This is a genomic window from Hymenobacter terrigena (assembly GCF_054776515.1).
Map to the genome: position 1 here is coordinate 577,881 of NZ_BAAHBU010000003.1, position 26,993 is coordinate 604,873.

Consider the following 26,993-nt stretch of genomic DNA (forward strand, 5'->3'; position numbering starts at 1 on the left):
CCGGGGCTCTGTGTTTTTTATCCCAGAAAAGACAGCAACCTTACTGCACTACCAGACGCTTGGCTACGAGGCCGGCCGCCGTGCGGGCCTGCACCGAATAGATGCCGGGAGCCAGCCCGGCCAGCGGTAGGTCCAGGGTTTCGGCGGTGCCTGCGGCCAGGGTGCGCGTGAGCACCGTCCGGCCCAGGTTATCAACTACCGATACGGCCGTAGCGGCCGTGCCACGCAGCGCAACGGGCAGCAGCAGCGTGGCCGAGCTGTGGGCTGGGTTGGGGTACACGCTGGCCAGGCGGGCCAGGGCGGCGGGCGCGGTGGCCAGCACGCGGGCCTGCGTGCTGAAGAGCACGGCGTAGCGGCCGGCGGCCGCAGCATTGGCCGCCAGTGTAAGGCTGATGGTGGGCGTAGTAGCCAGGTCGGTGTAAGCACCGGTGAGGGCATCGCGCAGGTAGGCGTGGTAGCCGACGGGCAGGTTGGCGAGGTTATCAACGGCCAGCGTGTACGTGCCGGCGGTGGCCACGCTCAGGTACAGCGGCAGCACTACATCGGCAGCGCCGGCGAGGGCGGGCAGGCCGTTGATGGAAGCCGTCTGACCATTGGCATCGGTGGCGAGAGTCAAGCCATTGGAGGAGGGCAGCGCCACGGCATCGAAAGCAGCATCAAACCCAGAGGTAGCGCCCTGGTCGAAGTAAATGGCCGTTTGGGTAGCGGCGGTGGCGTTGCGCAGGCTCAGCGTGAGTTGAGGGCGAGTGTCGGCGGTGCCGCGCTGAAAGGGCGTGTTGTTATAAGTGGTGAGGCGCTCGGCATTGGTGAAGGCGATGCTGCCCATCTGCCCGGCCGCAATGGTGCGCACGCAAAAGCCCTGCGACGACGGGATAATATTGGTGCCACCATTCGCTCCCACCCCGTTGATGTAGCTGGCGTACGTGCCGGTGTACAGGCCGTTGCTCTTGAACACGTACAGGGCATTTTCCATGTTCGTCAGGCGGCCGGCATTAACCATGGCCTGCCAGTCGAGTGGGGCGGGGTAGGGGTTGCCGCGGAAGTGCCAGCCGGCATCGGTGTACGGGCCGCGGGTGAGGTTGCTGGCCGTATAATTGCCGTTGTTGAGCGTGCCCACGAAGTCCACGTTGGCCGCCGCCGAAATGTTTACCGTGTAGCCCTGGGTGGGGTTGAGCGCATCCGAGAGCGAGTTAGGCGACAGGTAGCCCTTGTCGAAATCAATGGTGCCGGCGCTGCCGCTACTGTTCACGCGCGTCTCGTCGTAGCTAAACACCGTGGGGAAGGGCCGCACCGATTTGCCGATGGTGTTAAAGCTTGGGTTGATGACCGGCGTGTAGCCAGCCGTGGTCAGGTCGGCCACCGTCGAGTTGGCCACCGGCGACGAGTAGTGGCGGTAGCCGGGCCCGGCGTTGATGCTCGGGTCGATGTAGCGCTGTACGGTGGCCGTGCCAACCACTGCACCGCCTGTATTATCAACCAGTGCCGTGCCGGCTGCCGACGACAGCAGCGTCAGCGTGCGGCCGCCGGTGTTCAGGTTGCCGCTTTGCAGGCGCAACACGCCGGCCACGGCCACGGCCTGGGTCAACGTCACGTTTGCGGTGTTCAGCACGCCCAGGTTCAGCACCTGTGCGGGCAGGCCCGTGCCGGTTGCCTGGGCCACGGTGCCGTTGTAGAGGTAGCTAGCCTGCGGGCTAAAACTGCGCGAGCCCGTTACCTGCACCGCGCCCACGGCGCCGCTGGTCGCAATACCGGCTGCGTCGCAGATGGCAATGCCGCCACCGGCTTGCAGGTCGAAATTACCTCCACCGGTAATCGTCTGGCAGTTCTGAATGAGCGAGCCGCCCGCCTGCACGGCCAGCGTGCCGCTCACGGTTAGCATGCCGCTCAGCGTGGCAATGCCGTTGGGAGCCATAATGGTCACGTTGCGGTAGCTGCCCTGCACGGCCTGCGGCGTGCTCACCACCAAATCCTGCGAAGTGCCCTGGCCGCTGAAATTGATAACGTAGGGGTTATTCGCCTGACTGTTGTTAGCGATGCTCACCGAGCCGGTGTTGGTGCCGGTGGCCGTGGGCGAGAACGTGACGCTGAATGTGGCCGTGCCGCCCGGGGCCACGCTGGTCGGGGCCGCGCCGCTCAGGGCATACGGCCCGCTGAAGGTGAAAGCCCCCAGCGTAAGGGCATCCGTGGTGCTGCCGTTGCTGATGGTGAACGTAACCGGTGCCGACGTGCTGCCCTGCTGCGTGCTGGCAAACCCTGTAAAGGTGCCGCCGTTAGCAATGCCGGTCCCGCTCTGGCTCACGGCAATCTGCGGGCTGGGGGCGGCGGCCTGGCCGTTGCCGGTCAGGTTCACGGTGTACGTGGCACCGTTGGTGGCGCTTGAGTTGATAACCAGCGTGCCCGTGCGAGTGCCGGCCGCAGTAGGCGTGAAAGTCACATTCACGATGGCCGTACCGCCAGCGGGCACGCTGGTCGGGGCCGTACCGCTCACGGCGAAGTCGCCAGTGGTGGAAATGCCGCTGATGACCAGCGGGTCGGTGCCACCATTGGTGAGGGTGAAGGAGATGGCCGGGCTGGTCGTGTTCAACGTCTGATTGCCAAAGCTATAGGCCGTGCCGCCGCTGGGGTAGCTGGTGGCGCCCTGGCTCACGGCCAGGGTGGCGGCCGCCGGGCTGGTGGTAAAGGTGACGGTGGCCGGGCCGGTAGTGCCGCTCGGGCAGGTGGTGGTGATGCTGACCGTGTAACTGGTATTAGGCGTCAGGCCCGTGAGGGTTGCCGAAGTAGCCGTAGCAGGCAGGGTTTGCGTGGTGGTCGTCGGCGAGGTCGTCACGGTGTAGCTCGTGGCCGAGCTGTTGCCGGTGAACGACACCGTGGCCGAGCTGCTGGTGATGCTGCCCGCCGTCAGGTTGGTCGGCGCCGCGCAGGTGGGCGTCACCGTAAACGTGGCCGGGGCCGAGGGCGGCGTGTTCGGGAAAGGCGGGTTGGTAACGGTCACGTTGTAAGCACCCACCGTGGCCAGGTCGGCAGCCGTCAACACCGCCGTCAGCTGCGTGGCCGATACGTAGGTGGCCGTCCGGTCCGAACCGTTGAACTGCACCGTGGTCGAGTTCACGAAGCCCGTGCCGTTAATGGTCAGCGTCAGGCCGGGCGTGCCCACTTCGGCCGAGGGAGGCGACAGGCTGGTGATGGTGGGCGTGGGGGCCACGGCAATCGACAGCAGATTGAACGGCGTCAGGGAGTTGGCGGGCACCAAGGTGCGCTTGTTGCTGCCGTAGCCGACTGGGTTGGTGTTGGTGGGGTCGGGCGGGCTGGTTGCACTGGCCGGCAGCGACAAATCGTAGAGGTTGCTGCTCGAATAGCCCGAACCGTTAGGAGCCGTTAGTTCCAGCAAATAGCCCTTGTTGTAAGTTCCGGTCCAGAAAATGTCAATGTTGATGCGGGCCGCCGCGTCAATGCCATAAAACGGGCCGCTGTTCGAGCCCAGTCTGATATCGGCTTGCGTATTGAGCGTGCCATTATTGGGCGGCGACTGCGTCGACAAAATGCCGGACGGTGCCGACAGGTCATTTTTGTTCTCAGCATCGTAAAGAATGGTGCTGGTCGCGCCGGCAAACGAATTGGTGTAAGCCGCACCGCCCACCCTCGGGTTGAGCCCGGCGTTGGGGTCGCCGGCCGCGTAGGCCAGCGGCCCATCAACACCACCGGTGGTTACGACCAGGCCCGTTACCGGGCTAATCCGGTAGTTGGCATCGTTGGAGCTTATCACCCGCACCAGGTCGGCTACTGGATTGAAATTGAAGCCGATGCGCTCCGTAGCGCCGCCCAGAGTCAGGGAAATCGGCGAGGCGCTCATGGCCGTGGCCACCCCGGTTCTGGGGTTAAGGGTATAAAGTTGGGCGTTGTCGGTTGTCAGGGCCGGGTCGTAGCCCAGGGCGTAGAGCTGACCAGTAAGAGGACGAAAGTCAATGCCCACCAGTTTCTGGTTGCCCACCACGCCCGTGATTAAGAATAAGTTGTTGTTGGGGCCTCCGGTTGCCGGGTCGAATGCAGCAAGGCCCTGCGAGCCCGCCGTGGCGCCGGCCGGATAAAGGGGCGAGTAGGCAAAGGTCTGGGTGACCGTGCCGAGTCCATAAATGGTGGTTTGCGCCCGGGCCGCCAGGCCAGTCAGCAGCAGCACCGCACTCAGGGCAAGGCGCAGAAAGCGACTTAGTCGCTGGCCCGAAGCAGACCGCGAAAGTAGGAGTTTGGACATAGGGTAAAAGAAAATGGAGGGGTTAAAACCAACAGGAGCAGGCTGGCCGCGCTGCCGTTGGCGCCACATACGATTTCGGCCCGGTGCCCGGATGAAAACAAGTTGGCAAAGTATGCCTGAGCCGTTCGCCCGATGCCTGCAACGCGCTTAAAAATAAGAAAATATTCATAAAAATCAACTCACCACCCGCACCACGTCGCCCACCCGGATAATGCCGCCCTGCGCGATGTGCGCCGTGAGGCCGCCGTGCCCGCGCATGGCGTTGTAGCCGCCGGGGCCCAGCTCTTCTTCCATGCGCGAGCAGGGGTGGCACTCACCAGTGATGTCAAGAATCACGTCCTCGCCGATGCGAATCTGGCGGTTTTTGAGGGCCAGCAGGTTCAGGCCGCGCACTACCAGGTTGCGGCGCAGGCGGGCCGGGTCCAGCGGCGCATCGAGGCCCAGGTAGCCGGCCACCGCCGCCAGGTGCTCCTGCTGAATAAGCGTGACCTGGCGCTTGCCGCCGGCTTTGGGCCGGGCGTGGTCGCCGAGCATGTGGGAGTCGGTTTTCAGCTCTGCCTCGGGCACCGCCACGAGCGGCTCGCGGCGCACCGGACGCTGGCCAATCCAGTCCAGCGTGCCGGTTTGGGGCAGGGTGGCCAGCAGGCGCGCCACAGTCGATTTATCGTCGCCAAAGAAGGGAAAGGGCATGCGAAAGGGTAGGAGCTTGGGTTAGGAAAAATTACAACTCATCAATTACAACTCATCGGCAGTGCCAAAACCCTCGCGGATTTCGGTGTGCCGAATCTGGCCGCCGAGGTTGCCGGCCCGGGCCAACAGGCCGAAGCTGACCGCGGTGGCCGCCAGTGCCAGCAGAGCCACTAAGCGGGCTTTGGGCGAAGCGCTTTTCAGCAACAGCAACCCAAACAGCGCCAGCGCCGCCGCTGCTTCCAACACCCAAAAACCCAGCTCCGCTGCGGCCTCGTGGTTGTGGATGAGGGCGCGGCTTACGCGGGGTAGGTTTTGGGCAACGGCGGCCGCGCCCTCGCCCGTGAGCTGGGCCGGCAGGCACAGCAGGCCGGCGGCCAGCACGGCCACCAGGCCGGCTTTGGTCAGGTCGAGATTATGCTTCAGGACGCCTACTCCCAGCAGCACGGCGGCAAAAAGGCTCCCCACGATGGGCACATGGTTGACAATAAGGTGCAGATGGGCTTGGTTCATCAATGCGAAATGGGAAACTAGTCGGGCTACGACGGCCGGGGCGCAAAGCTACTCCAGGCCATTGCGCAGCCGGAATCACGCAACCCTTTTTGCCCGGTCCCGACTCTCAGTTAATGAACTGCCAACAGGACAAAATCGTTATTTCAACAGCCAGCCCCCCATGCTCACGGGCGGGCTGTGGGCAATGACAACGCAATAAAAGGAAGCGCTGCCGTTGCTTGATTATTAGCTTGATTAAGATTGCGCTGTAGCCCCGGCCTTACCGTTGCTTCGGCCCCTGGAGGCCGGCTATAAAAGCGGATTATCCGCCTTGAAAGCTGGCATTGCACTTGCCTTTAGGTTTGAATTAACAGTCATTTCCCTTCTCCTTCCCGATATGGCTTTCCTCCCCCGTTTTATCAGCCGCCTGACGGCTCCACTGCTGCTCGTGCTGCCGCTGGCCCTGGCTGCGCCCGCGCAGGCCCAAACTGCTCCCGCGCCCACCGACGTTATCCGCGAAATCACCGACGCCGTGGGCCTCAAAGCCCGCTTCCAGCTGCGGGCCACGCGGGAGGTCGACAACGCCGCCGCCGTGGTCTACGACGGCCAGCGCTACCTGCTCTACAACCCCGATTTTCTGAACGCCGTGAACCGCGCCGGCCACACCGACTGGGCCGGCATCAGCATTCTGGCCCACGAAATGGGCCACCACCTCAACGGCCACACCCTGCGCGCCGGCGGCTCGCAGCCTGCCGACGAGCTGGAGGCCGACGAATTTTCCGGCTTCGTGCTGCGCAAGCTGGGGGCCAGCCTGGCCCAGGCCCAGGCCGCCATGGCCACCGTGGCCGATGATGAGGGCTCCGCCACGCACCCCGGCCGCACGCCGCGCCTCACGGCCATCAGCCAGGGCTGGCAGCGTGCTAACGGTCAGATTGTGGCCAGTGCCCGCACTGCCGCGCCTTCGGCGGCCCCGGCCGCGATTGCCGCCGCGCCCATGGCCCCGCCGACCCGCAAAGCCCCTGCCCGCCAGGTGCGCCAATATCCCTCCGTGCCGACCGATGATGCCGGCGAAATGGTAGCGGTGGGCCAGAACAGCAGCGATGCCGTGCGTCTCGTGGGCCAGCTCACCTTCCGCAACGACCCCAGCCAACGCTACTACCTTACCAATGCCCTGAAAGTGGTGCGCGTGGATGACGACGACAACGCCGAAGTGGTGGGCCGCGTCACCCGCACTACCAGCGAAACCTTCCCTTACGTGCTCACCGACGGCCAGCAGCGCCGCCTGTTCATCACCGCCCGCGGCGATGTGTACGACAAGGCCGGCCAGCGTGTAGCCAAGCTGCACGATACCGATACCATGTAAAGCGGCATGTACAGCAATCAAAAGCCGGCTCGCACGTCCGCGGGCCGGCTTTTTTGTGGGCTGGCAGGGCTGGTTCTGATGGGCTGTCGTTCCTTCGTGGCCGGTTTCCTATCCCACCAGTTCATTGCTTATGTCTTCGCTGCCTTTTCTGCTGATTGATGCTTTCACCACCGAGCCCCTGCGCGGTAACCCCTGCGCCGTGGTGCTCGATGCCGATAACCTCGGCACTGGCCTGCGCCAGCGCCTGGCCCGTGAGTTCAACCAGTCGGAAACGGCTTTCGTGAACCGTGCCGCACCCGGCAGCACCGAATTCACGGTGCGCTTCTTTACGCCGGCCGAAGAAATTCCGCTGGCCGGGCACCCCACCATTGCCACGGTTACGGCGCTGCTGCACGCTGGCCGCGTGGCGCTTCCCGCCTCCGGCGAAGTCCTGACGCTCACGCTGCACCTGTTGCACGGCCCCATTCGGGTGGATGTGCTGTCGGGCGCGACTGGCGCGCCGGCCATGATTTGGATGACGCAGCGCCGGCCCGTTTTTGGGGCCACCCACGCGCCGGAAACCGTACTGCCACTCTTCGGCCTCACCCCCGACGACCTGCTGCCCGGCGCGCCCATCCAGACGGTGAGCACCGGCACGCCGCAACTCATGATATTGCTGCGCGACCACGCTGCCCTGCGCCGGGCCCACGTAGCGGATGCTGCCGCCCTGGGCCGCTACCGGGCCGAAAGCGACTTTTTCAGTCCGCACCTATTTTGCCTGGGCGGCGCGACTGCGGAAGGCCACACGTTCGCCCGCCACTTCGGCACTCCGCCCGATGTGTCGGAAGACCCCGTCACGGGCTCGGCCACGGGCGGCATGGCGGCCTACCTCTGGCACCACGGCTACCTCAATTCGCCCGAGTTCATTGCTGAGCAGGGCCACGACATGGGCCGCGCCGGCACGGTGCAGGTTCGCATCGGCGGTTCGCGCGAGGCGATTGAATCGGTGCAGATTGGCGGCACCGGCGTGGTGGTGCTGGAAGGCGGACTGCGTGGGGATTTGTAGGCGGGGGAGTGCAACTAGGTTGCAGTTTGGACTGTTAAACCGTCATGCAGAACGCAGCGAAGCATCTTGCCCGCAGTTAGTAATCCAATCAGAAGAAAAGGAATTACTGGTAGCAGGCATGATGCTTCGCTGCGCTCTGCATGACGGTCTTTTCAACAGTAAAAACATTTCCCCAACACAGTGCCCGAACTTCCCGAAGTCGAAACCTACCGCCGCTTTATCGACGAATTGGCCGTGGGCCAGACCATTGCCGCCGTGCAGGTGAACGATGCTCACGTGCTGGCCACACCCGAAGACCAACTCCGCGCCGGCCTGGTAGGCCGCACCATCAGCGGCACCTCGCGGCTGGGCAAAAACTGCTTTCTGGAACTCGATAACGGCAAAGTTCTCGTCCTGCATTTCGGCATGACCGGCGACGTGGGGGCCTACCGCGACGAGCCCGATGCCCCGCGCTTTACTCGCGTGGCCCTGCATCTGGACGATTCCGGTCTGCGCCTTGCTTTCATCGACCCGCGCAAATTCGGCCGCATTCGCCTCGCCGATAGCGCCACCGCCCACCAGGCCGCCAAGAAAATCGGCCCCGATGCCCTCGCCATCACCGCCGCCGAATTGCAGCAGAAACTCAGCCGCCGCAAAACGCTGCTGAAACCACTGCTGCTCGACCAGGGCATCACCGCCGGTCTCGGCAACTGGATTGTGGACGAGGTGTTGTTTCAAGCCAAAATCAACCCCGAGCGGCTGGGGTCCTCTTTATCGGAGAAGGAGTTCAAATCCCTGCACGCCGCCATTCAGCTGGTGCTCAATACTGCCATCGACCACGAGGCCAACTACAAATATTTCCCCAAGTCCTTCCTCATCCACGCCCGCGAGTGGGATGATTCGGCCACGCCCGGCTCCGATGCACATACTTTCTGCCCGCGCCACTCTAAGGTAAAAATCGACAAATACTACGTCGGCGGCCGGGCCACCTATACCTGCCCCAAGTGTCAGCCCGCGCCAGCCTCAGTGCATGCCGCCGTTGATATTCGTGATAATAAGGATGCCTGAGCCCAGGGCTAGCTCGACGGGGAAATGCATGGCGCAAGATGCGCCGTAAAAGCGAGTACCCCGAATTTTCAATTCGGCTTACTGGAACGACAGCGTTCAACGGGCCAAATTAAAATTCGGGGTACTCGCGCTATTACAACTCGTTGTTCTTCGCAGCCGCTTTGCGGGTGAGGGCCGTGAGGGGCGAGCGGGTGATGTCCGACTCGCTCTCGAAGCCGGTGCGGCGTACGTTGGCAGCGGCGCTTTCGCCGGTGGCGGGCAGCGCGCGGTTCATCCAGCTCAGGATGTCGGTAGTGGTGCCGGGCAGCAGGCCGTGGAAGGCGGCCAGAAATTTGGCGGGGAGGGAGAGTATCACCTCGCCATCGCCGCGGCGGCAGGCGTTCCAGATTTGGCGGCCGGCCTGCTCGGCGCTGAGCGTGAAGCCGGGCAGCGAATCGGCAATGCTGAACCAGGCAAACTCCTTCTGCTGCTGGCCCTTGAACTCGGCGTGGTCGGGGCTGCCGGTGCGTAGCAGGCCCGGGCATACGGTGGTTACCGAAATGCCGTGCTGACGCAATTCCGCCCGAAAGCCTTCGGACAGGCCCACCAACGCAAATTTGCTGGCGCTGTACGGGGCCATATGGGGCAGCGCCACCTTGCCGCCCAGCGAGGAAATATTCACGATGCGTCCTGCCCCGCGCCGCCGCATGCTGGGCAGCACGGCCTGCATGGCGTGCAGCGGAGCCCAGAAATGCACGGCCATCGAGTCCTCGAAATCGCGCGAGTCCAGGTTATCCAGTGGGCCGGCGGTGATGATGCCGGCGTTGTTGATGAGCACGTCGACCGGCCCGAGGCGGCTTTCGACTTCGGCCACCATGGTGCGCACCTCCATCTCGTTGGTGATGTCGCGGGCCAGGGTGAGCACGTCGGCCTCGGCCGCGCCGGCCATGAGCAGGTCCTGGCGGGCGCGGGCCAGCTCGGCTTCGTCGCGGGCGCAGATGGCCACACGGGCGCCCTCGGCCACGGCTTGGCGGGCCAGCACGAGGCCCAGCCCGCGCGAGCCGCCGGTGATGAGCACCACGCGGCGGCTCAGGTTGTAGGAGCCGCGCCGGTTGCCCCATAGGGTAAGGGCCAGGGTGGCTGCGCCGAGGCTGGCGGCCAGCAGCCAGTTGGATTTGGAGCGTTTGGCGTGTTTCATGCTCAGTAGTATGGCAAATGGCCGCGAAAGGTTGCACCAGTGGTCAGGCAGGCCCGAATTTTCGGGGTGCGCTGGCACGAAAGATGCCTGGCAAGGCGTTCGGCATGCAATGAGCCGGGCTTTTGGCCGATATTTACTCCGTCATAGCGCTATGTTGCAGAGCGCTGTTTTTTGCTTTTTCGCTTTTCTATGAAATTCTTGTTGCTCTCGCCGCTGCTGGCCCTGGCCGTGTTGTCGGCAGCTCCGGCCGCCCACGCGCAGGCCACCGTCAAAACCAAACTGAAGCCCGCCGGCCAGCCCAGCGTGAAAACCAAAACCACCGTGCCAGTTGAGGCCCCCGTGGTATCACCACCCGATGCCGTTGTCGACGCTAAAGCCAACGCCCTCACCACCAATATGCAGCAGAACCTGGGCCTCACTCCCCAGCAAACCGAAAAGGTGCGCGTCATCAATCGCCGGGCCGTGGAACAAGTCGAAACCGGACGTTTGCGCTACAAATCCGACCCCCGCAAGCTGGCCGGGGTGGTAGAAAGCGCCGGCCGCTCGCGCCTCGAGGCCCTCAAGGACGTGCTCAACCCCGCCCAATTCGGTAAATACCAGCGCAAGCGCGAGGAGAAAATGGGAGTGCCCAACGTGCAGGGCGTGCAAGGCAACGCCGCCCCCGGCCTGGGCAGCGGAGTGCCCAGCGAGTAGTAATTAGCAGCACATCAGTAACGCGAACTACCAGGTTCGCCCTACTACTTCTAAAGCGTCAGGCTCTCAGTAGTCTGACGCTTTTTCGTTGCCTCATCCGCATCACAACAGCCGCCCCCGGCGTATCCCTGCCCATGACTCCAGCCCCGCCACCTGCCCCGAACCGTCTTGTTGCCCTCCTCGCCCGCGCCGGGTTCGACTGGTTTCTGCTGGCGCTACTGGGCGTGGTGGCGCTGGCTTACTTCGCGCCCAGCCTGGGCAGCAAGGCCAGCCCCGTGCCCTGGCACGGCATTACCACCGTGGGCGTGGCGCTGGTTTTCTTCTTTTATGGCCTGAAGCTGAGCTTTGAAAAGCTGCGCGAGGGCATGCGTAACTGGCGGCTGCATATGCTGGTGCAGCTCAGCACGTTCGTGCTGTTTCCGGCGCTGGCGCTGCTGGTGCGGCCGTTTTTCGGGGCCGAGGGCGGCGAGATGCTCTGGCAGAGCATCTTCTTTCTGTGCGCGCTGCCCAGCACGGTTTCCACGTCGGTGGTGATGGTGAGCATTGCGGGCGGCAACCTGCCAGCGGCCATTTTCAACGCCAGTATTTCCAGCCTGTTGGGCATCGTGCTCACGCCGCTGCTATGCAGCCTGTTTTTGCACACCGGCACGGGCGGCGGGCAGCTCTGGAGCCTCGGGGTGCAGCTGCTGTGGCAGGTGGTGCTGCCGGTAGGAGCGGGGGTGCTGCTCAATTCGCGCTTCCACGCCTTCGCCGACCGCCACAAGGCCGGCCTGCGCATCTTCGACCAGGTCACCATTCTGCTCATCGTCTTCACCGCCTTCTGCGATTCCTTCGCCGACGGTATTTTCAGCCGCTACCGCCCGGCCGATATCTTCAAGCTGGGAGCGGGCATGGTGGCGCTTTATCTGGTAGCGTTTGCCGTCATCTGGGGGCTGAGCCGCGCCATGAGTTTCCCCCGCGCCGACCAGGTGGTGGCCGTGTTCTGCGGCTCGAAAAAGTCTTTGGTGCACGGCAGTGTCATGGCCAGCCTGTTGTTTCCGGCCAGCGCCGCCACGGGGCTGATTTTGCTGCCGCTGATGCTTTATCATGCCTTGCAGATTATCCTGGCCAGCAGCATGGCGCAGTATCTGGGCCGGCAGGTGCTGACGGAGCCTTCGCGGGTAGCAGCGTAATTATTCTCCAACCTCACGCGGGCCCTCCCCGGCCCCTCTCCAAAAGACAGGGGCCGGGGAGGTCCCGCCCGCTGGCGGGGTTACCTTACGCTCCGAGCTTCTCCGCAAAAAATGCCAGCGTCAGTGCCCAGGCTTCCTTGGCAGCCTCCGGGTGGTAGCTCGGCCGCTCGTCGCAGTTGAAGCCGTGGTCGGCATAGGAAATAACGGTGTTGATGTAAGGCTTTTGGGCTGCGTCGAGCGCCTCAGTCACTTCCTCGATATACTCTTTCTTGATGTGCGTATCGAGCCCGCCCCAGAAGAAAAGGTGTGTGGCGTGCAATGCCGAGGCGCGGTCCTTCAGGATTTGGGTGCCGCCACCGTAATAAGATACGCCCGCCGCCAGCGGCAGCACGGCATTGGCCAGAAACGACACCCGGCCGCCCAGGCAGAACCCGATGCTGCCAATTTTATCGGCCTGCACCAGCGCCTGCGCTGTGAGCCAGGCGTGAGCCGCCTGCAAGTCGGCCGTCAGTCCTTCCACGGTGATGCCCTGGAAGTGCGGCGCGGCGCTGGCAAAGTCGGTATAGGCGACTTCCAGGCCCGGCGCGGCCGTGCGGTGGAACAGTTCGGGGGCTACCACGGCGTAGCCGGCCGCCGCCAGCCGGTCGGCCACGCTGCGGATGTGGTGGTTCACGCCGAAAGCTTCCTGCAATAGAATGATGCCGGGCACGGGGCCGGTATTGCTGGGGAAAGCCGTGTAGGCGCGCATTTCGGTGCCATCGGCTACGGGGAGAGTAACGAAGTTCTGGTCGCTCATATCAATGGAATGGGGGAGTGGTTCGGCCTTTAACAACTGAGCGGGCAATTGTTCATCGCGCCAGCCCGGCCCGCGGGCCGTTCCAAACCGTATGAGACGGGTAGCGGTTAAGCACCTTGTTCCAATCCCCAGCTATGAACGCCACCCCCAGAATTCGCCTCAACGTCCTCGACCAGTCGCCCATTCGGCCCGGCAGCACCCCCCGCGAGGCCCTGCTCGAAACCGTGCAGCTGGCCCAGCTCGCCGACCGCCTCGGTTACACCCGCTTCTGGGTGAGCGAGCACCATAACACCAACACGCTGGCCGGCTCCACGCCCGAAGTCCTCATTGCCCACCTCGGCAGCCAGACGCAGCACCTGCGCCTGGGCTCGGGCGGCGTGATGCTGCCCCACTACTCGGCCCTGAAAGTGGCCGAAAACTTCCGCCTGCTCGAAAACCTGTTTCCCGGCCGCATCGACCTGGGCATGGGCCGCGCCCCCGGCGGCGACCGCCTCACCGCCCACGCCCTCAACCCCAACAATACCTTCAGCGAGCAGGATTTTGTGGAGCAGCTCATGGACCTGCAAGCCTACCTGCGCGACGAAAAAGTGCCCGACACCATCCACGAGCGGGTGATGGCCATTCCCACCACCCCCACCGTGCCGGAGCTGTGGCTGCTGAGCTCCAGCGGCCAGAGCGGCCTGTTTGCCGCGCACCTGGGCATGGCCTTTTCCTTCGCGCAGTTCATCAACGGGGCGGGCGGCCCGGCGGCCGTGCGCCAGTACCGCGAGCGGTTCCGGCCCAGCCGCGAGCTGGCCGCGCCGCTGGCCAACGTGGCCGTGTTCACCTTCTGCGCCGATACCGAAGAGAAGGCCGAAGAGCTGCGCAAAGCCATGGATATTCAACTGATTCGCTTCAACCGGGGCGAATTCCGCACCTTTCCTTCGACGGAGGAAGTGCGCAACCATCAGTTCACCGCCGAAGACCAGGCCCACCTCGCCTTCAACCGCAACCGCGTGGTGAGCGGTACTCCCGCGCAGGTGCACGCCCAGTTCACCCAAATGGCGGCCGACTACGCCGTGGATGAAATCACGGCGGTAACCATCACCGCCGATTTCCAGGACCGCCTGCGCTCCTACGAACTGCTGGCCGAAGTCTTTGAATTACCCGCGCCGGTGACATCAGAGCGGGCGGCCGCCCTGGCATAGCCAGCCTTGATATCGACTTACCGTTGTGAAACACCCGGCTCATTAGCCGGGTGTTTTTTGTTGATACACTTTTGGTTGACAAGATTTTACTGAACACATGCAATGCTGAAAGCAGAGTTCAGGAGTCAGTTATTTAGAATGACTCTAGATATTATTTGGAATGATTCTAAATAGACCGCACCTTTGCATCATATTTTGAATCTGTCTAAATAACCTCATGAGGTACTTCGCCCCGCTTCTGTCGCTTTCTATTGCTCTGCTGCCTGCTACTGGGTTTGCTCAAAATATGCCGATGCGGCATTATAAGCAGCACGGCAGCGATAACAGTGGCACGGTAACGGGCCGCGTGCTGCTGGCCGACGGCCAGCCGGCCGAGCAGGTATCGGTCCGCCTCAAAGGCGGCGAGCGCGGCACTGTAACCGCCGCCGATGGCCGCTTCACGCTACGGGTGCCGGCCGGTTGGCAGGCAATTATGGTGAGCTGCCTGGGCTGCCAGGCCCAGGAAGTGGCCGTGGAGGTGCAGCCCGGCCAAACGGCCACGCTGCCAGTCTTCACGCTGGCCCGGGGCGAGCAGGAGCTGCAGGAAGTGACCGTGACCGGCGCGAAAAGCCTGAACCAGCGCATGCCTACCATCGGCAAGATGCCCATCGCGCCCCTCGACAACCCACAGGCTACGCTCACCATCGAACGGCCGGTGCTGGAGCAGCAGCAGGCCCTGCGCCTAAGCGACGTGCTGGCCAACGTGGCCGGCGTGTACGTGATGGGCACCACCGGCGGCACGCAGGAAGAAATTGCCAGCCGCGGCTTTGCCTACACCAGCGCCAATACCTTCAAAAACGGCGTCCGTTTCAACAACGGCATCATCCCCGAAGTAAGCTCCCTAGAGCGCATGGAGGTGCTGAAGGGCAGCGCGGCCATCCTCTACGGCAACGTGGCGGCCGGCGGCGTGCTCAACCTGGTAACCAAGAAGCCGCAGTTTGAGCGCGGCGGCTCGGTGGGGCTGCGGGTTGGCAGCTTTGGCTTTGTGAAGCCGCAGTTTGACGTGTACGGGGCCGTGGGCCAGAGCAACAAGGTGGCTTTCCGCCTGAACGGCACCTACGAGCGCGGCGACAGCTACCGCGACGGCGTGAGCAGCAACCGCGTGTATGTGAACCCCTCGCTGCTGTTCCGCCTCACGCCCAAAACCGACCTCATCATCGAAGGCGACTACCTGCGCGACAACCGCACGCCGGACTACGGCATTGGGGCCATTGACTATCAGATTCAGGACTCGCGCAGCCGCTTCCTGAACGTGCCTGGGGCCAGCAATGCCACCAACCAGACCAGCGCCACCGCCACGCTCACCTCGCGCCTCAACAGTGCCTGGCAGGTGCGGGCCGTGGGCTCGTTCCAGCGCTACGACAACGCCCTGAAAAGTGCCGCCCGCCCCAGCGGCATCATTGCCACCCCGGGCGCTACCTACGGCAACTGGACGCGTGGCCTGCAGCGCACCGAAACCGCCGAAAACTACTTCCTGGCCCAACTGGACCTGACCGGCAATTTTCGCACCGGCCGCATTGGCCACACGCTGCTGGTGGGCGCCGATGCCGACCAGTATAATAGCAATACGCTGGCCTACACCAACCCGGCTTCGGCCACGCGGCCCACTACCGCCGTTACAGCCTATGATGTTATTAACATCCTGGACCCCAGCAAGGTAATTGCGCAGCCGGCTGAGCGCCTCACCGATTTCAACAGTCTGGTGCGCAACTCGCTGACCTTGGGCAACACGCGCCGCGCCGGTTTCTATGCCCAGGATTTGCTCAGCCTTTCTGATAAGGTGAAGGTGCTGGCCGGCCTGCGCTGGAGCTACCAGGAAACGCCCAGCGACGTGTATACCTACAATACCATCGCCAGTGTGGCGGCCAAAACGGCCAACACCTACGTCGAAAACCGCCGCTACGACAACGCCTTTTCCCCGCGCCTGGGCCTGGTGTACCAACCCATCAAGACGACCTCGCTTTTTGCCTCCTACGCCAACTCCTTTGCGCCCAATACGGGCATTGACTTGCAGGGCAAATCACTGGCTCCCTCACTCATCGACCAATACGAAGTCGGCATCAAAAACGAGCTGTTTAAAGGCGCCCTATCGGCCAACGTGACGGCCTACCGCATCGTGAACAGCAACCAGGCCCAGGCCGTGCTGCCCACCGACCCGCGCTACACCACGGCCGCCACCGCCAGCCCCATGGAACTGGCCGGCCAGGTCACCAGCAAAGGCGTGGAAGTGGATGTACAGAGCCGCCCCATCAACGGCATCTCCCTCATTGCTGGCTACAGCTACAACCAGACGGCCTACACCAAAAGCAACATCTACGAAGACGGCAGCCGCCTGCGCTACAACCCCGCCCACACGGCCAACGCCAGCCTATACTACAGCTTCGGCAACGTATTCGCCAACAGCGCGCTGCGCGGTCTGAACGCCGGTGTGACGGCCTACTACGTAGGCGACCGCCTGGCTGGCCGCAACAACCGCCTGGTCGACCCTACCACCGGCCGCCCTTGGGCCACGGGCGCCGATGCCTTCAAGCTCATCGCCCTGCCCAACTACATGCTCTTCGATGCCTCGCTGGGCTATTCTTACGAGCGGTTCTCGGTGCGCGTGAAACTGGCCAACCTGCTCAACGAGCTGAGCTATAACGTGCACGATGACAACAGCATCAGCCCAATCGCGCCCCGCAACTTCGCTGCCACGCTCACCTACAAGCTGTAGTTATTTCCGTCGGTGCTCCGGCGCCATTGCTTTATAAAACGAATTTTCTGCACACGTTTATGACCCCGGTTAAATCTGCTTTCCGCACTGTTCACCTCTGGCTGGGCCTGGCCACCGGGCTCATTATCGTCTTTGTGTGCCTCACGGGCAGCGTGCTCGCTTTCGAGCAGGAAATTGAGCAGACCTGGCACCGGGAGCGCTACTTTGTGGCCCCTGCCACCACGCCGCGCCTGCCGCTGGCGCAGCTGGCCGAAGCCGTGAAAACCCACAAGCCCAACGCCCAAATCGGCAGCTTTAAGCTCTACGCTGACCCCGCCCGCACCGTGGAAGTAAGCCTGTCCGGCGGCCCCGGTGCCAAAGGTGACGAACACGGCAGGGCTTCGGAAAAAGGCGCTGGCCGGATGTCCGGCGACCAACGCGGCGAAGCGCCCGGCAAAGCAGGCAAAGGGGAAGGTGGCAAGGGCGGCAAAGGCGATGGCGGCGGCCCCCGCATCTTCGTGAATCCTTACACGGCCGCCATCACGGGCGAGCTGAACCCACGCGACAATTTCTTCAAAACCGTGGAGAAGCTGCACCGAGGCCTGGTAGCTGGCAAAACCGGCAAGCTGGTGATGGGCCTGAATGCCACGGTGTTTCTGTTCATCCTCGGCACGGGGCTGGTGCTGTGGTGGCCCACCGCCCGCAAAGCCCTCACGCCGCGCCTAAAGGTGAAGTGGGGCAGTGGCTGGAAGCGCCTAAACCACGATTTTCATATTTCGCTGGGTTTTTACGCTTCCGTGTTCCTGTTCATCATGGCCCTCACGGGCGTGGGCATGTCGTTCGATTGGGTGGGCGAAAGCATCAACAAGCTCACCCACTCGCCCCTGAAACGGCCCGAGCCGCCCACCTCGGCCGCACCGGCGGCGGTGGGCACGGCCCCCTTCGCGGCCGATGCCGTGTTGGCCCTGGCCCGCCAGCAAGCCCCGGATGCCGAATCCTATACCGTGCAAATGCCCAAAGAGCCTACTGGCAGCGTTCGCGTAGCCATTCTGCGCCCCGGAGCTATCACCGAAAACGCGACCGATGAAGTGTATCTCGACCAGTATTCCGGCCGGGTTATCAGCAGCCAAACTTATGCGCAGCGGCCTGCGGGCCAGCGCATTCGCGGCCTGTTTAAGCCGGTCCATACGGGGACCATCTTTGGCTTGCCTACCAAAATTCTGGCTTTCGTTATTGGCCTGCTGGGGGCCACTTTCCCCATTACCGGCACCATCATGTGGCTAAACCGGCGGCGCAAGCAGCGCAAAAAGCAGCCTCAACTGCAAGCCCAAGCCGTTTAGGCCGGGACGCTATAGCACGAGTACCCTGAATTTCTAATTCGGTGGTCCGGTGGACCGTCATCGTTCAGGCGGGCCGAATTAGGAATTCGGGGTACTTGTTTTTCAGGCCAGTGTTTCCCAGCCCAGCTTCAGAATGAACACGCTGACTACCACCAGAAACAGCACCCGCACGAAGCCCGTGCCGCGCTGCATGGCCATCCGCGCTCCCAGCACAGAGCCCAGCACGTTGCACAGGGCCATGGGCAGCGCCACTTGGTACAGCACCTGCCCGGTCGAGACGAAGTAGGCCAGCCCGGCAATGTTGGTGGCCACGTTCACTACTTTGGCCGAAGCCGAGGCCGCCAGAAAATCGTAGCCAAACAGCCCGACGAAGGCAAACAGCAGCAAGCTGCCCGTGCCCGGTCCGAAAAAGCCGTCATAAAACCCGATGCTGGCTCCCAGGACTACGCCCGTCCATAGCTCGCGGCTACCGCGTAGACGCGGCGCGTGCAGGCTGCCAAAGTCCTTGCGCCAGAAAGTGTAGGCGGCCATCAACACCAGCAGGGCCAGCACCAGCGGCTTCACCAGGTCTTTGTTGAGGCCGCTCACGGCGCGGGCCCCCAGCAGCGCGAAGCAGCCTGCCACCACGGCCGCCACCGCCACCGTGCGCCAGCGAATGGGCACACCCGTGAGGCCTTTTAGATAGCGAAACGCCGAGGCCGATGTACCCGCCAAGCTGGCCACTTTGCCAGTGCCCAGTACTGTGGGAATGGGCACGTTGGGCAGCAACAGCAGCAGCGCCGGCAACTGAATCAGCCCGCCACCACCTACCATGGCATCAATGAAACCGGCCAGAAAGGCGAAAAAGCACAGTAGGAGTAGCGCAACCGTCATAGCGTGAAGGTAGCGCCTGTCATTGCTACTGGAGCGTTGTGTTCCATTGGCAATGACAAGCGCTTTCTGTCAGACAAGTCCTTAGAATGGCGGGTCCTCGCCGAAGCTGTTGCTCTTCGGGAACGGCACCGGCGACTCGTTAATCTTGGAGCCTAGGCGGATGGTCGTTGGCGCGAAGGGGCTGGGCTCGTTGTCGAAGTTGCTGGCAGGCAGGCCCATGGGCTGGTAGCCGCTGGGGTCGAAGCCGCCGCCCATGCCGTCGAGGTCGGCAAACTTGGTAAACTTGCCGATAAACTTGAGCTGCACGGTTTCGAGCGAGCCGTTCCGGTGCTTGGCAATGATGACTTCGCCCACGCCCTGCGTCGAGTTGCCTTCGGCATCCTGGTCGAGGCCGTAGTACTCGGGGCGGTAGAGGAAGATTACCATGTCGGCATCCTGCTCGATGGAGCCCGATTCACGCAGGTCACTCAGTTGCGGCTTTTTGTCGCCGCCTCGCGTTTCTACCGAGCGCGAAAGCTGCGACAGGGCCAGCACGGGCACGTTCAACTCCTTAGCAATGCCCTTGAGGGCCCGCGAGATGCTGGCAATTTCCTGCTCGCGGTTGCCGCCGCGGCCGTCGGTGTTGCCGCTCATCAGCTGCAGGTAGTCGACGATAATCATCTGCACGTCCTTCTGCGAGCGCAGGCGGCGGCACTTGGTGCGCAGCTCGCGGATGCTCAGGCCGGGCGTATCATCGATGTAAATCGGCGCGGCCGAGAGGGCCGTGATTTTGTGGTTGAGCTGCTGCCACTCGTGGTCGGCGAGGCTGCCTTTTTTGATTTTCTCGGAATCCAGCTCCGCCTCAGCCGAAATCAGACGGTTGACGAGCTGCAGCGAGGACATTTCCAGCGAGAAAATGGCTACCGCTTTCTTGAAATCGACCGCCGCGTTGCGCATGGCCGATACTACGAAAGCGGTTTTGCCCATGCCGGGGCGTGCTGCAATAATCACCAGGTCAGAGGGTTGCCAGCCGCTCGTGACGCGGTCCAGGGCCGAGAAGCCGGTGGGCACACCCGTCAGGCCGTCCGATTGGTTTTTCTTTTCCTCCAGCTCCTTGATGGCCTTGCCCATCAGGCTCCGCATGTCGTCGAAGTTCTTGCGGATGTTCGATTCCGACACCTCGAACAGGGCCGATTCGGTATCATCCAGCAGCTTAAATACGTCGGTGGTATCCTCGAAGGCATCGCGCTGGATTTCGCTCGAAATCCGAATCAACTCGCGCTTGATGGCGGTTTCGGTGATGATGCGGGCGTGGTATTCGACGTTGGCCGCCGAGTTTACTTTCAGCGTGAGGTTGGCCACGTAGAAGGGGCCGCCGGCGGCTTCGAGCTCGCCCATCTCGCGCAGCTCGTGCACCACGGTGAGCTGGTCAATGGGCTCCGATTTATCAAACAGCCGGATAACGGCCTTGTAGATGCGCTGGTGCGCGTCCTTATAAAAACTCTCGGGCTTGAGCAGGTCAATCACCGAGGTGAGGGCATCTTTTTCCAGCATCAGGGCGCCGAGCACGGCCATTTCGAGCTCGGGGGCCTGGGGCGGCAGCTTGCCGGCCGCACTGGCATTCTGGGGGACCACCATACCGCCCCGATTCGTCCAGGCTGCCTTGGCACGAGCAGCGGATTGTTTCAGGCGGTCGTCCATCTGGTCGGGCATAGGGGAAAGTGGCTAGCTAAGGTAACGAAATAGCGGGGACAACGAGGCCGGCCCGGGAAATAAAACCGAGCCGGCCACGATATACACAAAGTTAACCCCGACGGTTCGGAAAAGATTAGGCCGCGCCCCCGATTCTTTCGGGCCGGGAATGGCGGCGGCGGCCGGACCTTTGTACTTTCGCGCCCTTGCTTTCTGATAGTCAGGGGCTCGTTGGCAGTGGTGGTTTTGTGCGTCGGCACTGGTCGCCCGCGAATATTATTCGCCGCCAGACCCTGACTAACAACAGACAACGAGCAGCTGACAACTAACGACAACCCTGATTTGGAATCCTCCCCCAATCCTATCCAACCGGAAGCCATTCACCTCATCGCGGTGGGCGGCAGCATCATGCACAACCTGGCGCTGGCCCTGCACCGCCGCGGCGCCCGCGTCACGGGCTCCGACGACGAAATCTTTGAGCCCGCCAAAGGCCGTCTTGCTGCCGCCGGCCTGCTGCCCGCCCAGGAGGGTTGGGACGCGGCCCGCATCACGCCCGATTTGTCGGCCGTTATCGTGGGCATGCACGCCCGGCCCGACAACCCCGAGCTGCTCCGCGCCCAGGAGCTGGGCCTGAAAATCTACTCCTTTCCCGAGTACATCTACGAGGCCAGCCGCGACAAGCAGCGCATCGTCATCGGCGGCTCGCACGGCAAAACCAGCATTACGGCCTGCATTCTGCACGTGCTGCGGTTCCATAATCGCAAGTTCGATTACGCCGTGGGCGCGCAGCTGGCGGGCTTCGATTTGATGGTGCAACTGACCGATGATGCGCCCATTATCATCATCGAGGGCGACGAATACCTGTCATCGCCGGTGGACCGGCGGCCCAAGTTTCACCTCTACCAGCACCACATCGGCGTGATTTCGGGCATCAGCTGGGACCATATCAACGTGTTTCCGACCGAGGAAATATACCGCGAGCAGTTCCGCATCTTCGCCGACATGACGCCCAAGGCCGGCGTGCTCATCTACGACCGCGACGATGAGCAGGTGCAGCTCGTGAGCGTGCCCACCAACCCCGATGTGACCTACATCGGCTACGGCCCGCACGAGCACGTCATCCGCGACGGCCGCACGTTCCTCATCACCAAAAAGGATGAGGAGGTGCCCGTGCAGGTGTTTGGTGAGCACAACCTGCGCAACATCTCGGCGGCCAAAGAGGTGTGCAAGCAGCTGGGCATTAAAGGGAAGGATTTCTTCCGGGCGGTGGCTACGTTCCCCGGCGCGGCGCGGCGGCTGGAGCTGGTGCGCGAAGGCGCTACCTCGGTGGTCTACAAGGATTTTGCGCACGCGCCCAGCAAGCTCAAAGCCACGGCCACGGCCCTAAAAAAGCAGTTTCCGCAGCGCCGCTTGGTAGCTTGCCTGGAGCTGCATACGTTTAGCAGCCTTAATCCGGCCTTCTTGCCGCAGTACGCGCACTGCTTCGATGCGCCGGATGTGGCGGTGGTCTACTTCAACCCGCACGTATTGGAGCACAAGCGCCTGCCGCCGCTGGCCGCCGCCACCGTAGCCGAGGCTTTCCAGCGGCCTGACATCAAAGTCATTACCGATAGCGCCGAACTGGCCGCGTTTTTAAGAAGCCAGCCCTGGACCAATGCCAACCTGCTGCTCATGTCTTCCGGCACGTTTGACGGGCTGGATTTGAATGGCTTGGCGGCTGAAATCACGGAATAAGCCGGAGTTGCCATTCCGACGCGGGAGGAATCTGGGCCAAGTCGGTTAAACAACTGGATTACTCAGATTCGTCCTGCGTCGGAATGACAAGATTGCATAAAAAAGCCCGCTATTCAGCGGGCTTTTTTGGTGTTGGGGGCGTAGCAGGCCGTTTTTTATCGGTGGTGATGAGCAGTGCCAGCGCCGTGAGCGCGGCACGAAGCAGCCATTTGTTGCGCGTGTTCATTTTGCAGGAGCCGAGGAGGCAGGAACCGAGGAGACAGGAGCCGAGGAGAAGAGGGTGTTGTTGGTGTCCACTTTCAGGTCGCAGGTGCTGCCGCCTACTTTCTCGCCGCAGGTGGAGCCCACGATGCGGCCGTTTTCAAAATTGAAGAAGCACATGGGGCACCCCTGGCCGGTGATGGTGTAGCGCTCGGCGGTGGGGCGCAGGTAGTAGGTGTTGTCGCCGCCAGCAGTGAGGGGTAGGGCCATGGCCCGGAACATGCCGTTGCGCAGGCCCATGCCAATGAGGTAATACGTTACGGGCTCATCGGGGCCGGCGGGGGCTTTGCGCACCTGAATTTTGTCGATAACGGTGCCGTCGGCGAACTGTTTGATGAAAGCCTTGGCCAGCTCGCTGCGCGGGGTGGTGTATTCCGTGGAGCTGTCGGTGAAATGCACAATTTGCCGGCTTTCCGGCTTGGCAATTACTTCGCCCTTGATGCGGTTGGGGCTACCAAACTCGGCCGGCTTCGTGCTTTCGCACGACATGGCCAGCAGCATCACCAGAATGCTCAACAGGCCCAGCCCAAGCAAACGCGGAATAAGATTCATAAAAATGAGGAATGAAGAATGCGGAATGAAGAATTATTCGAATGGTAATTCTTCATTCCGCATTGCTAATTAAGTGCAGCGTTCTAGCGGGGTTTGTAGTACTTACGGGCTTCGGGCAGTTCGCGCTGAATATCCGCGATGCGGGTGCCGTTGGAGGGGTGGGTGGAGAGGAATTCGGGCGGCGAGGCGGCCCCCGAGCGGGCTTCCATGCGCTGCCAGAACGCTACGGCTCCGTCCGGATTGTAGCCGGCCATGGCCATAAAAATCAGGCCCAGGTGGTCGGCTTCCGATTCCTGGTTGCGGCCGTATTTCAGCAGGCCCACTTGCGAGCCTACCCCAAAGGCCTGTAAGGCAATTTGCTGCGTGGCCGGCGCATTGTTGGCCAGCGCCACCGACAGCGCCTGGCCGCCCAGCTGCTGGAGCAGGCCCTGGCTCATGCGCTCGGAGCCGTGCTTGGCCACGGCGTGGGCTATTTCGTGGCCCAACACCACGGCCAGGCCATTATCGTCCTGCGTGATGGGCAGGATGCCGGTGTACACGGCCACTTTGCCGCCGGGCATGCACCAGGCATTCTCCTGCTTGTCGTTAATCACGTTGAATTCCCACTGGTAGCCGGCCAGCTGGTCGGACGCGTTTTGCTGGCGGAAGTAGGTTTCCACGGCCTGCTGAATGCGCTGGCCCACGCGCCGCGTCTGGGCAATCTGCTCGGGGTTGGTGGAGAGCGGGCCTTTGGCGATAACGTCGCGGTACTGCGTCGCGGCCAGGGAGTTCACTTCGCTGTCGCTGACGAGGTTGAGCTGGCTGCGGCCCGTGATGGGCACCGTGGCACAGGAGGCCAGCAGGGCCAGGCCGGCTACGAGAGAGAGTTTTCTAAGCATGGGAGCGAGAAAGAAAGATGGGTGGCAGCCCGGAATGAGGCCCGGTGTTTTGGGCCACATCGCGGGCTGCCGTTGCGGACTATACGGCAGCAGGGCGGGGTAAAGTTTTGGCCGCGCCGGGTTGGCGAGCCGTAAAAACGTGCCGGCTGATTGCCGTAAGCCAACGGGGAGCCGTAGTTTTGACATATCTACGACCCGCCTTTCCCGTCGCCATGAAAATCATCTGCATCGGCCGCAACTACGCCGACCACATTGCCGAGCTGCACAACGAGGTGCCCTCCGCACCCGTCATCTTCATGAAGCCCGAAACGGCGCTGCTGCAGCGCGGCCAGCCGTTTTTCATCCCCGAATTCTCGCAGGACATTCACCACGAATTGGAGCTGGTGCTGCGCGTGAGCAAGAACGGCCGCCACATCGACGAGTCGTTTGCCCACACGTATTTCGACGCCATTGGCCTGGGCATCGACTTCACGGCCCGCGACCTGCAAGCCGAGCTCAAAAAGAAGGGCCTGCCCTGGGAGCTGGCCAAGGCCTTCGACGGCTCGGCCCCGATTTCGCCCACCTTCAAGCCCGTGGCGGAGTTTGCCAACCTGGCCAACATCAACTTCCACCTCGAAGTGAACGGCGAAACCCGCCAGACCGGCAATTCCGGCCTGATGCTGCACCCCTTCGCCAAAATCATCGCCTTCGTCTCGAAATACATCTCCCTGAAAATGGGCGACCTGATTTTCACCGGCACGCCCGCCGGCGTGGGCCCGGTGAAAATGGGCGACCAGCTGGAAGGGTTTCTGGAAGGGGAGAAGCTGTTGGAGCTGGGGATTCGTTAAAAATAAGGAACGATGTAGGGACCCATTCCTGCGTCCCGGCGTTGAACGCTAATCGTGCAGACGGCGCAACCGCCGAGACGCAAGGATGCGTCTTTACATCCATTTATGAAAAACAAGCTGAATTAGCTGAATTAAAAGAAGCGTTATTGTGCAAAAGGGAAAGCTAACTGTGCGGTTGATAGTAAGTGTGTTTTTGGTGCTGCTGGCGTGGCGGGTAGGGGGGCAGGAGGCCGATTCTTCCGACCACGACCACAGCCTGACCGAGCTGCTGAATGCCGGGCGGCCCACCGTGGCCCCGGGGTATTTTATGTTCCCGATTGCGCCGGGCAAGCCCGGTTTCCTGGCCGGGAGCATGGGTGAGCTGCGGCCCAACCACTTCCACGGCGGCCTCGACATTAAGACCGGCGGCGGGGTGAACCAGCCCGTGTACGCCGCCGCCGATGGCTACGTGTCGCGCCTGAAGCAGTCGTCGTTTGGCTACGGCAACGTGCTCTACATCACGCACCCGAACGGCCTGACCACGGTGTATGGCCATTTGAATGAGTTCAAGGGCGCGTTTGCCACGGAACTGCTGCGCCGGCAGTACGACAAGCAGAGCTACGAGCTGGAATGCTTCTTCGAGAAGGACCGGTTTCCGGTGAAGAAGGGCGAGCTGGTGGCGCTGAGCGGCAACACCGGCGGCTCGGCCGGGCCGCACCTGCACTGGGAAGTGCGCGATGCCCAGGACCGGCAGTACAACCCGCTGCAATGGGGCGGCTTCCCCGAGATTCAGGACCACGTGGCGCCCACTTTGCAGGCCTTCGCGCTGGAGCCGCTGGGCATTGAGGCGCGGGTGAAGAACGTGTTTGCCAAGGCCGTGTTTGTGCCCAAGGTGCAGCCGGGGCCGGGCGTATCCACCACCTGGGCCGATACCATCAGCTGCTTCGGCACGGTGGGCTTGCTGGTGCAGGGCTTCGATAGGTTTGACAATGCCTGGAACAAGAACGGCATCCAGCGCGTGGTGGTGAAGGTGAACGGGCAGCCGTTTTATCAGCACAACATCGACGCGATTCCCTTCCCCACGGGTACCCGGCAGGTGGGGAATTTCGTCGATTTCCTGTACCAGAACACCCAGGGCCGCACCCTGCAAAAGCTGTGGGTGGACGAGGGCAACGACCTGCTGATGTACTCCACCACCAGCCCCGGCAAGGGCCGCCTGACCGTGGAGGCCGGCAAAACCTACAACGTCGACATCACCCTGGCCGACTCCTACAACAACCAGACGCCCTTGCACCTGGTGCTGCGCGGCCAGCAGCCCGAATACTTCAAGACCCGCTCGGGCACGGTGAAGAAGCCGGCCCTGCGCTTCGAGGTGACGCGCAACCTGCTCAAAGCCGTATCGGCCGACCCCAGCGCCGACTCCGTGGGGGCCAATCTGGTGCTGCTGCGCGGCAACCGCCGCCTCGAAATCCGCCCGAGCTACACGCAGAACAGCGAAAACGTGTACCTCTACGACCTGCGCGCCGGCCTGCCCGATTCCATTCGCTTCGGCAGCATCACCAAGAAATTCGACCGCCAGGTAATGATTCCGGCGGGCAAGGAAACCACCTACGCCACGGCCAAGCTCAACGTCATGTTCGGTAAGGAAACGCTGTTCGGCAACATCTACCTGGCCACCGCCTACAAGCCCGAGCCTACCGGCAGCGGCTTCTGGACGGTGGGCTCGCCGCTGCTGCCGCTCTACCACACGGCCGTGCTCACCCTCAAGCCCGCCGCCCCGCCGGCTGACCCGCGCCGCACCGCCATCTACGCGGCCACGGCCAGCGGCGGCAAGGCCTACCTGGGCGGTGTGTGGGACGACCAGGGCCAGATTACCGCCAACATCCGCCAGTTTGCCTCCTACCGCATTCTGCGCGATACCACCGCGCCGCGTGGCAACTTGGTTGGACGAGCCGGCGGGCAGCTGGTTTTCAGTGTGGGCGACGATATGTCGGGCTTGGCCAGCTACCGCCTGCTTATCGGCGGCAAATTCCGGCTGCTGCGCTTCGAGCACAAAAAGGCGACCCTCTTCACCGTGTCCACCGACACGCTGGGCCCGCGCCTGCACGGCCCCGCCGAGCTGCGCCTGACCGACCAGGCGGGGAATGAACGGGTAATTCCGCTGAGCTTGTAGTTATTGCTAGATGGTAAAGACGATGATAAATCGGGTTTTTATCTTCATGTCCTATGGAATTGTCAG

20 protein-coding genes are annotated in these 26,993 nt (G+C 62.7%); 11 read left to right on the top strand and 9 right to left on the bottom strand.

The genetic code is table 11. The features are described from left to right. Nucleotides 1–40 precede the first annotated feature (40 nt). The 3 genes from ACYU7Q_RS15555 to ACYU7Q_RS15565 all read right to left on the bottom strand — a co-directional run bounded on the left by ACYU7Q_RS15555 (nt 41) and on the right by ACYU7Q_RS15565 (nt 5,449). Nucleotides 41–4,249 (bottom strand): DUF4394 domain-containing protein, encoded by a 4,209-nt coding sequence (locus tag ACYU7Q_RS15555; RefSeq protein WP_460610358.1) that lies wholly within the window; start codon nt 4,247–4,249, stop codon nt 41–43. Between the two features lie 174 nt (nt 4,250–4,423). Further along, the gene (locus ACYU7Q_RS15560) at nt 4,424–4,939 is read right to left on the bottom strand and encodes an MOSC domain-containing protein (protein WP_460610359.1); all 516 of its coding nucleotides are present in this window, start codon (nt 4,937–4,939) and stop codon (nt 4,424–4,426) included. A gap of 45 nt (nt 4,940–4,984) precedes the next feature. Continuing rightward, on the bottom strand, nt 4,985–5,449 hold the full coding sequence (locus ACYU7Q_RS15565; protein WP_460610360.1) for a hypothetical protein: 465 nt from the start codon (nt 5,447–5,449) through the stop codon (nt 4,985–4,987). Nucleotides 5,450–5,825: 376 nt separating this feature from the next. Between ACYU7Q_RS15565 and ACYU7Q_RS15570 the strand changes: the two genes are divergently transcribed. The 3 genes from ACYU7Q_RS15570 to mutM all read left to right on the top strand — a co-directional run bounded on the left by ACYU7Q_RS15570 (nt 5,826) and on the right by mutM (nt 8,883). Next, nucleotides 5,826–6,791 carry a M48 family metalloprotease gene (locus ACYU7Q_RS15570; RefSeq protein ID WP_460610361.1) on the top strand — a complete coding sequence of 322 codons (966 nt, stop codon included), beginning with the start codon at nt 5,826–5,828 and terminating at the stop codon, nt 6,789–6,791. A 130-nt stretch (nt 6,792–6,921) separates the two neighbouring features. Beyond that, the gene (locus ACYU7Q_RS15575) at nt 6,922–7,836 is read left to right on the top strand and encodes a PhzF family phenazine biosynthesis protein (protein ID WP_460610362.1); all 915 of its coding nucleotides are present in this window, start codon (nt 6,922–6,924) and stop codon (nt 7,834–7,836) included. A gap of 180 nt (nt 7,837–8,016) precedes the next feature. Then, nucleotides 8,017–8,883 carry an Fpg/Nei family DNA glycosylase gene (mutM, locus tag ACYU7Q_RS15580; RefSeq protein ID WP_460610363.1) on the top strand — a complete coding sequence of 289 codons (867 nt, stop codon included), beginning with the start codon at nt 8,017–8,019 and terminating at the stop codon, nt 8,881–8,883. 133 nt (nt 8,884–9,016) lie between these two features. On the opposite strand, the gene ACYU7Q_RS15585 is transcribed toward mutM, so the two are convergent. Then, entirely contained in the window at nt 9,017–10,060 is a 1,044-nt protein-coding gene (locus tag ACYU7Q_RS15585) for an SDR family NAD(P)-dependent oxidoreductase (protein WP_460610364.1), read from the bottom strand. 189 nt (nt 10,061–10,249) lie between these two features. Here ACYU7Q_RS15585 and ACYU7Q_RS15590 point away from each other — a divergent pair, with 189 nt between their 5' ends. Together ACYU7Q_RS15590 and ACYU7Q_RS15595 are read left to right on the top strand one after the other, a co-directional pair. Continuing rightward, nucleotides 10,250–10,753 (top strand): hypothetical protein, encoded by a 504-nt coding sequence (locus ACYU7Q_RS15590; protein ID WP_460610365.1) that lies wholly within the window; start codon nt 10,250–10,252, stop codon nt 10,751–10,753. Between the two features lie 134 nt (nt 10,754–10,887). Beyond that, nucleotides 10,888–11,925 (top strand): bile acid:sodium symporter family protein, encoded by a 1,038-nt coding sequence (locus ACYU7Q_RS15595; RefSeq protein ID WP_460610366.1) that lies wholly within the window; start codon nt 10,888–10,890, stop codon nt 11,923–11,925. Nucleotides 11,926–12,010: 85 nt separating this feature from the next. Here ACYU7Q_RS15595 and ACYU7Q_RS15600 read toward each other — a convergent pair whose 3' ends face one another. Further along, entirely contained in the window at nt 12,011–12,721 is a 711-nt protein-coding gene (locus ACYU7Q_RS15600) for a dienelactone hydrolase family protein (protein ID WP_460610367.1), read from the bottom strand. Nucleotides 12,722–12,855: 134 nt separating this feature from the next. Between ACYU7Q_RS15600 and ACYU7Q_RS15605 the strand changes: the two genes are divergently transcribed. The 3 genes from ACYU7Q_RS15605 (at nt 12,856) to ACYU7Q_RS15615 (ending at nt 17,979) form a co-directional block, all read left to right on the top strand. After that, nucleotides 12,856–13,908 (top strand): LLM class flavin-dependent oxidoreductase, encoded by a 1,053-nt coding sequence (locus ACYU7Q_RS15605; RefSeq protein WP_460610368.1) that lies wholly within the window; start codon nt 12,856–12,858, stop codon nt 13,906–13,908. A gap of 292 nt (nt 13,909–14,200) precedes the next feature. Further along, the gene (locus tag ACYU7Q_RS15610; RefSeq protein ID WP_460610369.1) at nt 14,201–16,660 is read left to right on the top strand and encodes a TonB-dependent siderophore receptor; all 2,460 of its coding nucleotides are present in this window, start codon (nt 14,201–14,203) and stop codon (nt 16,658–16,660) included. 59 nt (nt 16,661–16,719) lie between these two features. Then, nucleotides 16,720–17,979, top strand: coding sequence for a PepSY-associated TM helix domain-containing protein (locus ACYU7Q_RS15615; protein ID WP_460610370.1), 1,260 nt, complete (start codon nt 16,720–16,722; stop codon nt 17,977–17,979). 102 nt (nt 17,980–18,081) lie between these two features. Here the strand turns inward: ACYU7Q_RS15615 and ACYU7Q_RS15620 are convergent, their stop codons facing one another. Further along, nucleotides 18,082–18,852 carry a sulfite exporter TauE/SafE family protein gene (locus tag ACYU7Q_RS15620; protein WP_460610371.1) on the bottom strand — a complete coding sequence of 257 codons (771 nt, stop codon included), beginning with the start codon at nt 18,850–18,852 and terminating at the stop codon, nt 18,082–18,084. 81 nt (nt 18,853–18,933) lie between these two features. Beyond that, entirely contained in the window at nt 18,934–20,469 is a 1,536-nt protein-coding gene (dnaB, locus tag ACYU7Q_RS15625) for a replicative DNA helicase (protein ID WP_460610565.1), read from the bottom strand. Between the two features lie 396 nt (nt 20,470–20,865). Here dnaB and ACYU7Q_RS15630 point away from each other — a divergent pair, with 396 nt between their 5' ends. Beyond that, complete coding sequence (locus ACYU7Q_RS15630; protein ID WP_460610372.1) at nt 20,866–22,257, top strand: UDP-N-acetylmuramate--L-alanine ligase; 1,392 nt, start codon at nt 20,866–20,868, stop codon at nt 22,255–22,257. 222 nt (nt 22,258–22,479) lie between these two features. Here ACYU7Q_RS15630 and ACYU7Q_RS15635 read toward each other — a convergent pair whose 3' ends face one another. Both ACYU7Q_RS15635 and ACYU7Q_RS15640 read right to left on the bottom strand, forming a co-directional pair. Then, on the bottom strand, nt 22,480–23,070 hold the full coding sequence (locus ACYU7Q_RS15635) for a hypothetical protein (protein WP_460610373.1): 591 nt from the start codon (nt 23,068–23,070) through the stop codon (nt 22,480–22,482). A gap of 83 nt (nt 23,071–23,153) precedes the next feature. After that, nucleotides 23,154–23,948 (bottom strand): M48 family metallopeptidase, encoded by a 795-nt coding sequence (locus ACYU7Q_RS15640; protein WP_460610374.1) that lies wholly within the window; start codon nt 23,946–23,948, stop codon nt 23,154–23,156. A 212-nt stretch (nt 23,949–24,160) separates the two neighbouring features. Here ACYU7Q_RS15640 and ACYU7Q_RS15645 point away from each other — a divergent pair, with 212 nt between their 5' ends. Together ACYU7Q_RS15645 and ACYU7Q_RS15650 are read left to right on the top strand one after the other, a co-directional pair. After that, nucleotides 24,161–24,775, top strand: coding sequence for a fumarylacetoacetate hydrolase family protein (locus ACYU7Q_RS15645; RefSeq protein WP_460610375.1), 615 nt, complete (start codon nt 24,161–24,163; stop codon nt 24,773–24,775). 169 nt (nt 24,776–24,944) lie between these two features. Next, a complete protein-coding gene (locus ACYU7Q_RS15650) occupies nt 24,945–26,927 on the top strand; it encodes a M23 family metallopeptidase (RefSeq protein ID WP_460610376.1) in 1,983 nt (660 codons plus the stop codon). The last annotated feature ends 66 nt before the right edge of the window (nt 26,928–26,993 follow it).

Bases quoted from the DNA above. Each gene is read 5' to 3' on its own strand.
- ACYU7Q_RS15595 (WP_460610366.1), top strand. From the start codon at position 10,888: ATGACTCCAGCCCCGCCACCTGCCCCGAACCGTCTTGTTGCCCTCCTC.
- dnaB (WP_460610565.1), bottom strand. From the start codon at position 20,469: ATGGTGGTCCCCCAGAATGCCAGTGCGGCCGGCAAGCTGCCGCCCCAG.
- ACYU7Q_RS15555 (WP_460610358.1), bottom strand. From the start codon at position 4,249: ATGTCCAAACTCCTACTTTCGCGGTCTGCTTCGGGCCAGCGACTAAGT.
- ACYU7Q_RS15635 (WP_460610373.1), bottom strand. From the start codon at position 23,070: ATGAATCTTATTCCGCGTTTGCTTGGGCTGGGCCTGTTGAGCATTCTG.
- ACYU7Q_RS15575 (WP_460610362.1), top strand. From the start codon at position 6,922: ATGTCTTCGCTGCCTTTTCTGCTGATTGATGCTTTCACCACCGAGCCC.
- ACYU7Q_RS15620 (WP_460610371.1), bottom strand. From the start codon at position 18,852: ATGACGGTTGCGCTACTCCTACTGTGCTTTTTCGCCTTTCTGGCCGGT.
- ACYU7Q_RS15645 (WP_460610375.1), top strand. From the start codon at position 24,161: ATGAAAATCATCTGCATCGGCCGCAACTACGCCGACCACATTGCCGAG.
- ACYU7Q_RS15560 (WP_460610359.1), bottom strand. From the start codon at position 4,939: ATGCCCTTTCCCTTCTTTGGCGACGATAAATCGACTGTGGCGCGCCTG.
- ACYU7Q_RS15585 (WP_460610364.1), bottom strand. From the start codon at position 10,060: ATGAAACACGCCAAACGCTCCAAATCCAACTGGCTGCTGGCCGCCAGC.
- ACYU7Q_RS15610 (WP_460610369.1), top strand. From the start codon at position 14,201: ATGCGGCATTATAAGCAGCACGGCAGCGATAACAGTGGCACGGTAACG.
- ACYU7Q_RS15570 (WP_460610361.1), top strand. From the start codon at position 5,826: ATGGCTTTCCTCCCCCGTTTTATCAGCCGCCTGACGGCTCCACTGCTG.
- ACYU7Q_RS15640 (WP_460610374.1), bottom strand. From the start codon at position 23,948: ATGCTTAGAAAACTCTCTCTCGTAGCCGGCCTGGCCCTGCTGGCCTCC.
- ACYU7Q_RS15600 (WP_460610367.1), bottom strand. From the start codon at position 12,721: ATGAGCGACCAGAACTTCGTTACTCTCCCCGTAGCCGATGGCACCGAA.
- ACYU7Q_RS15615 (WP_460610370.1), top strand. From the start codon at position 16,720: ATGACCCCGGTTAAATCTGCTTTCCGCACTGTTCACCTCTGGCTGGGC.
- ACYU7Q_RS15565 (WP_460610360.1), bottom strand. From the start codon at position 5,449: ATGAACCAAGCCCATCTGCACCTTATTGTCAACCATGTGCCCATCGTG.
- ACYU7Q_RS15605 (WP_460610368.1), top strand. From the start codon at position 12,856: ATGAACGCCACCCCCAGAATTCGCCTCAACGTCCTCGACCAGTCGCCC.
- ACYU7Q_RS15590 (WP_460610365.1), top strand. From the start codon at position 10,250: ATGAAATTCTTGTTGCTCTCGCCGCTGCTGGCCCTGGCCGTGTTGTCG.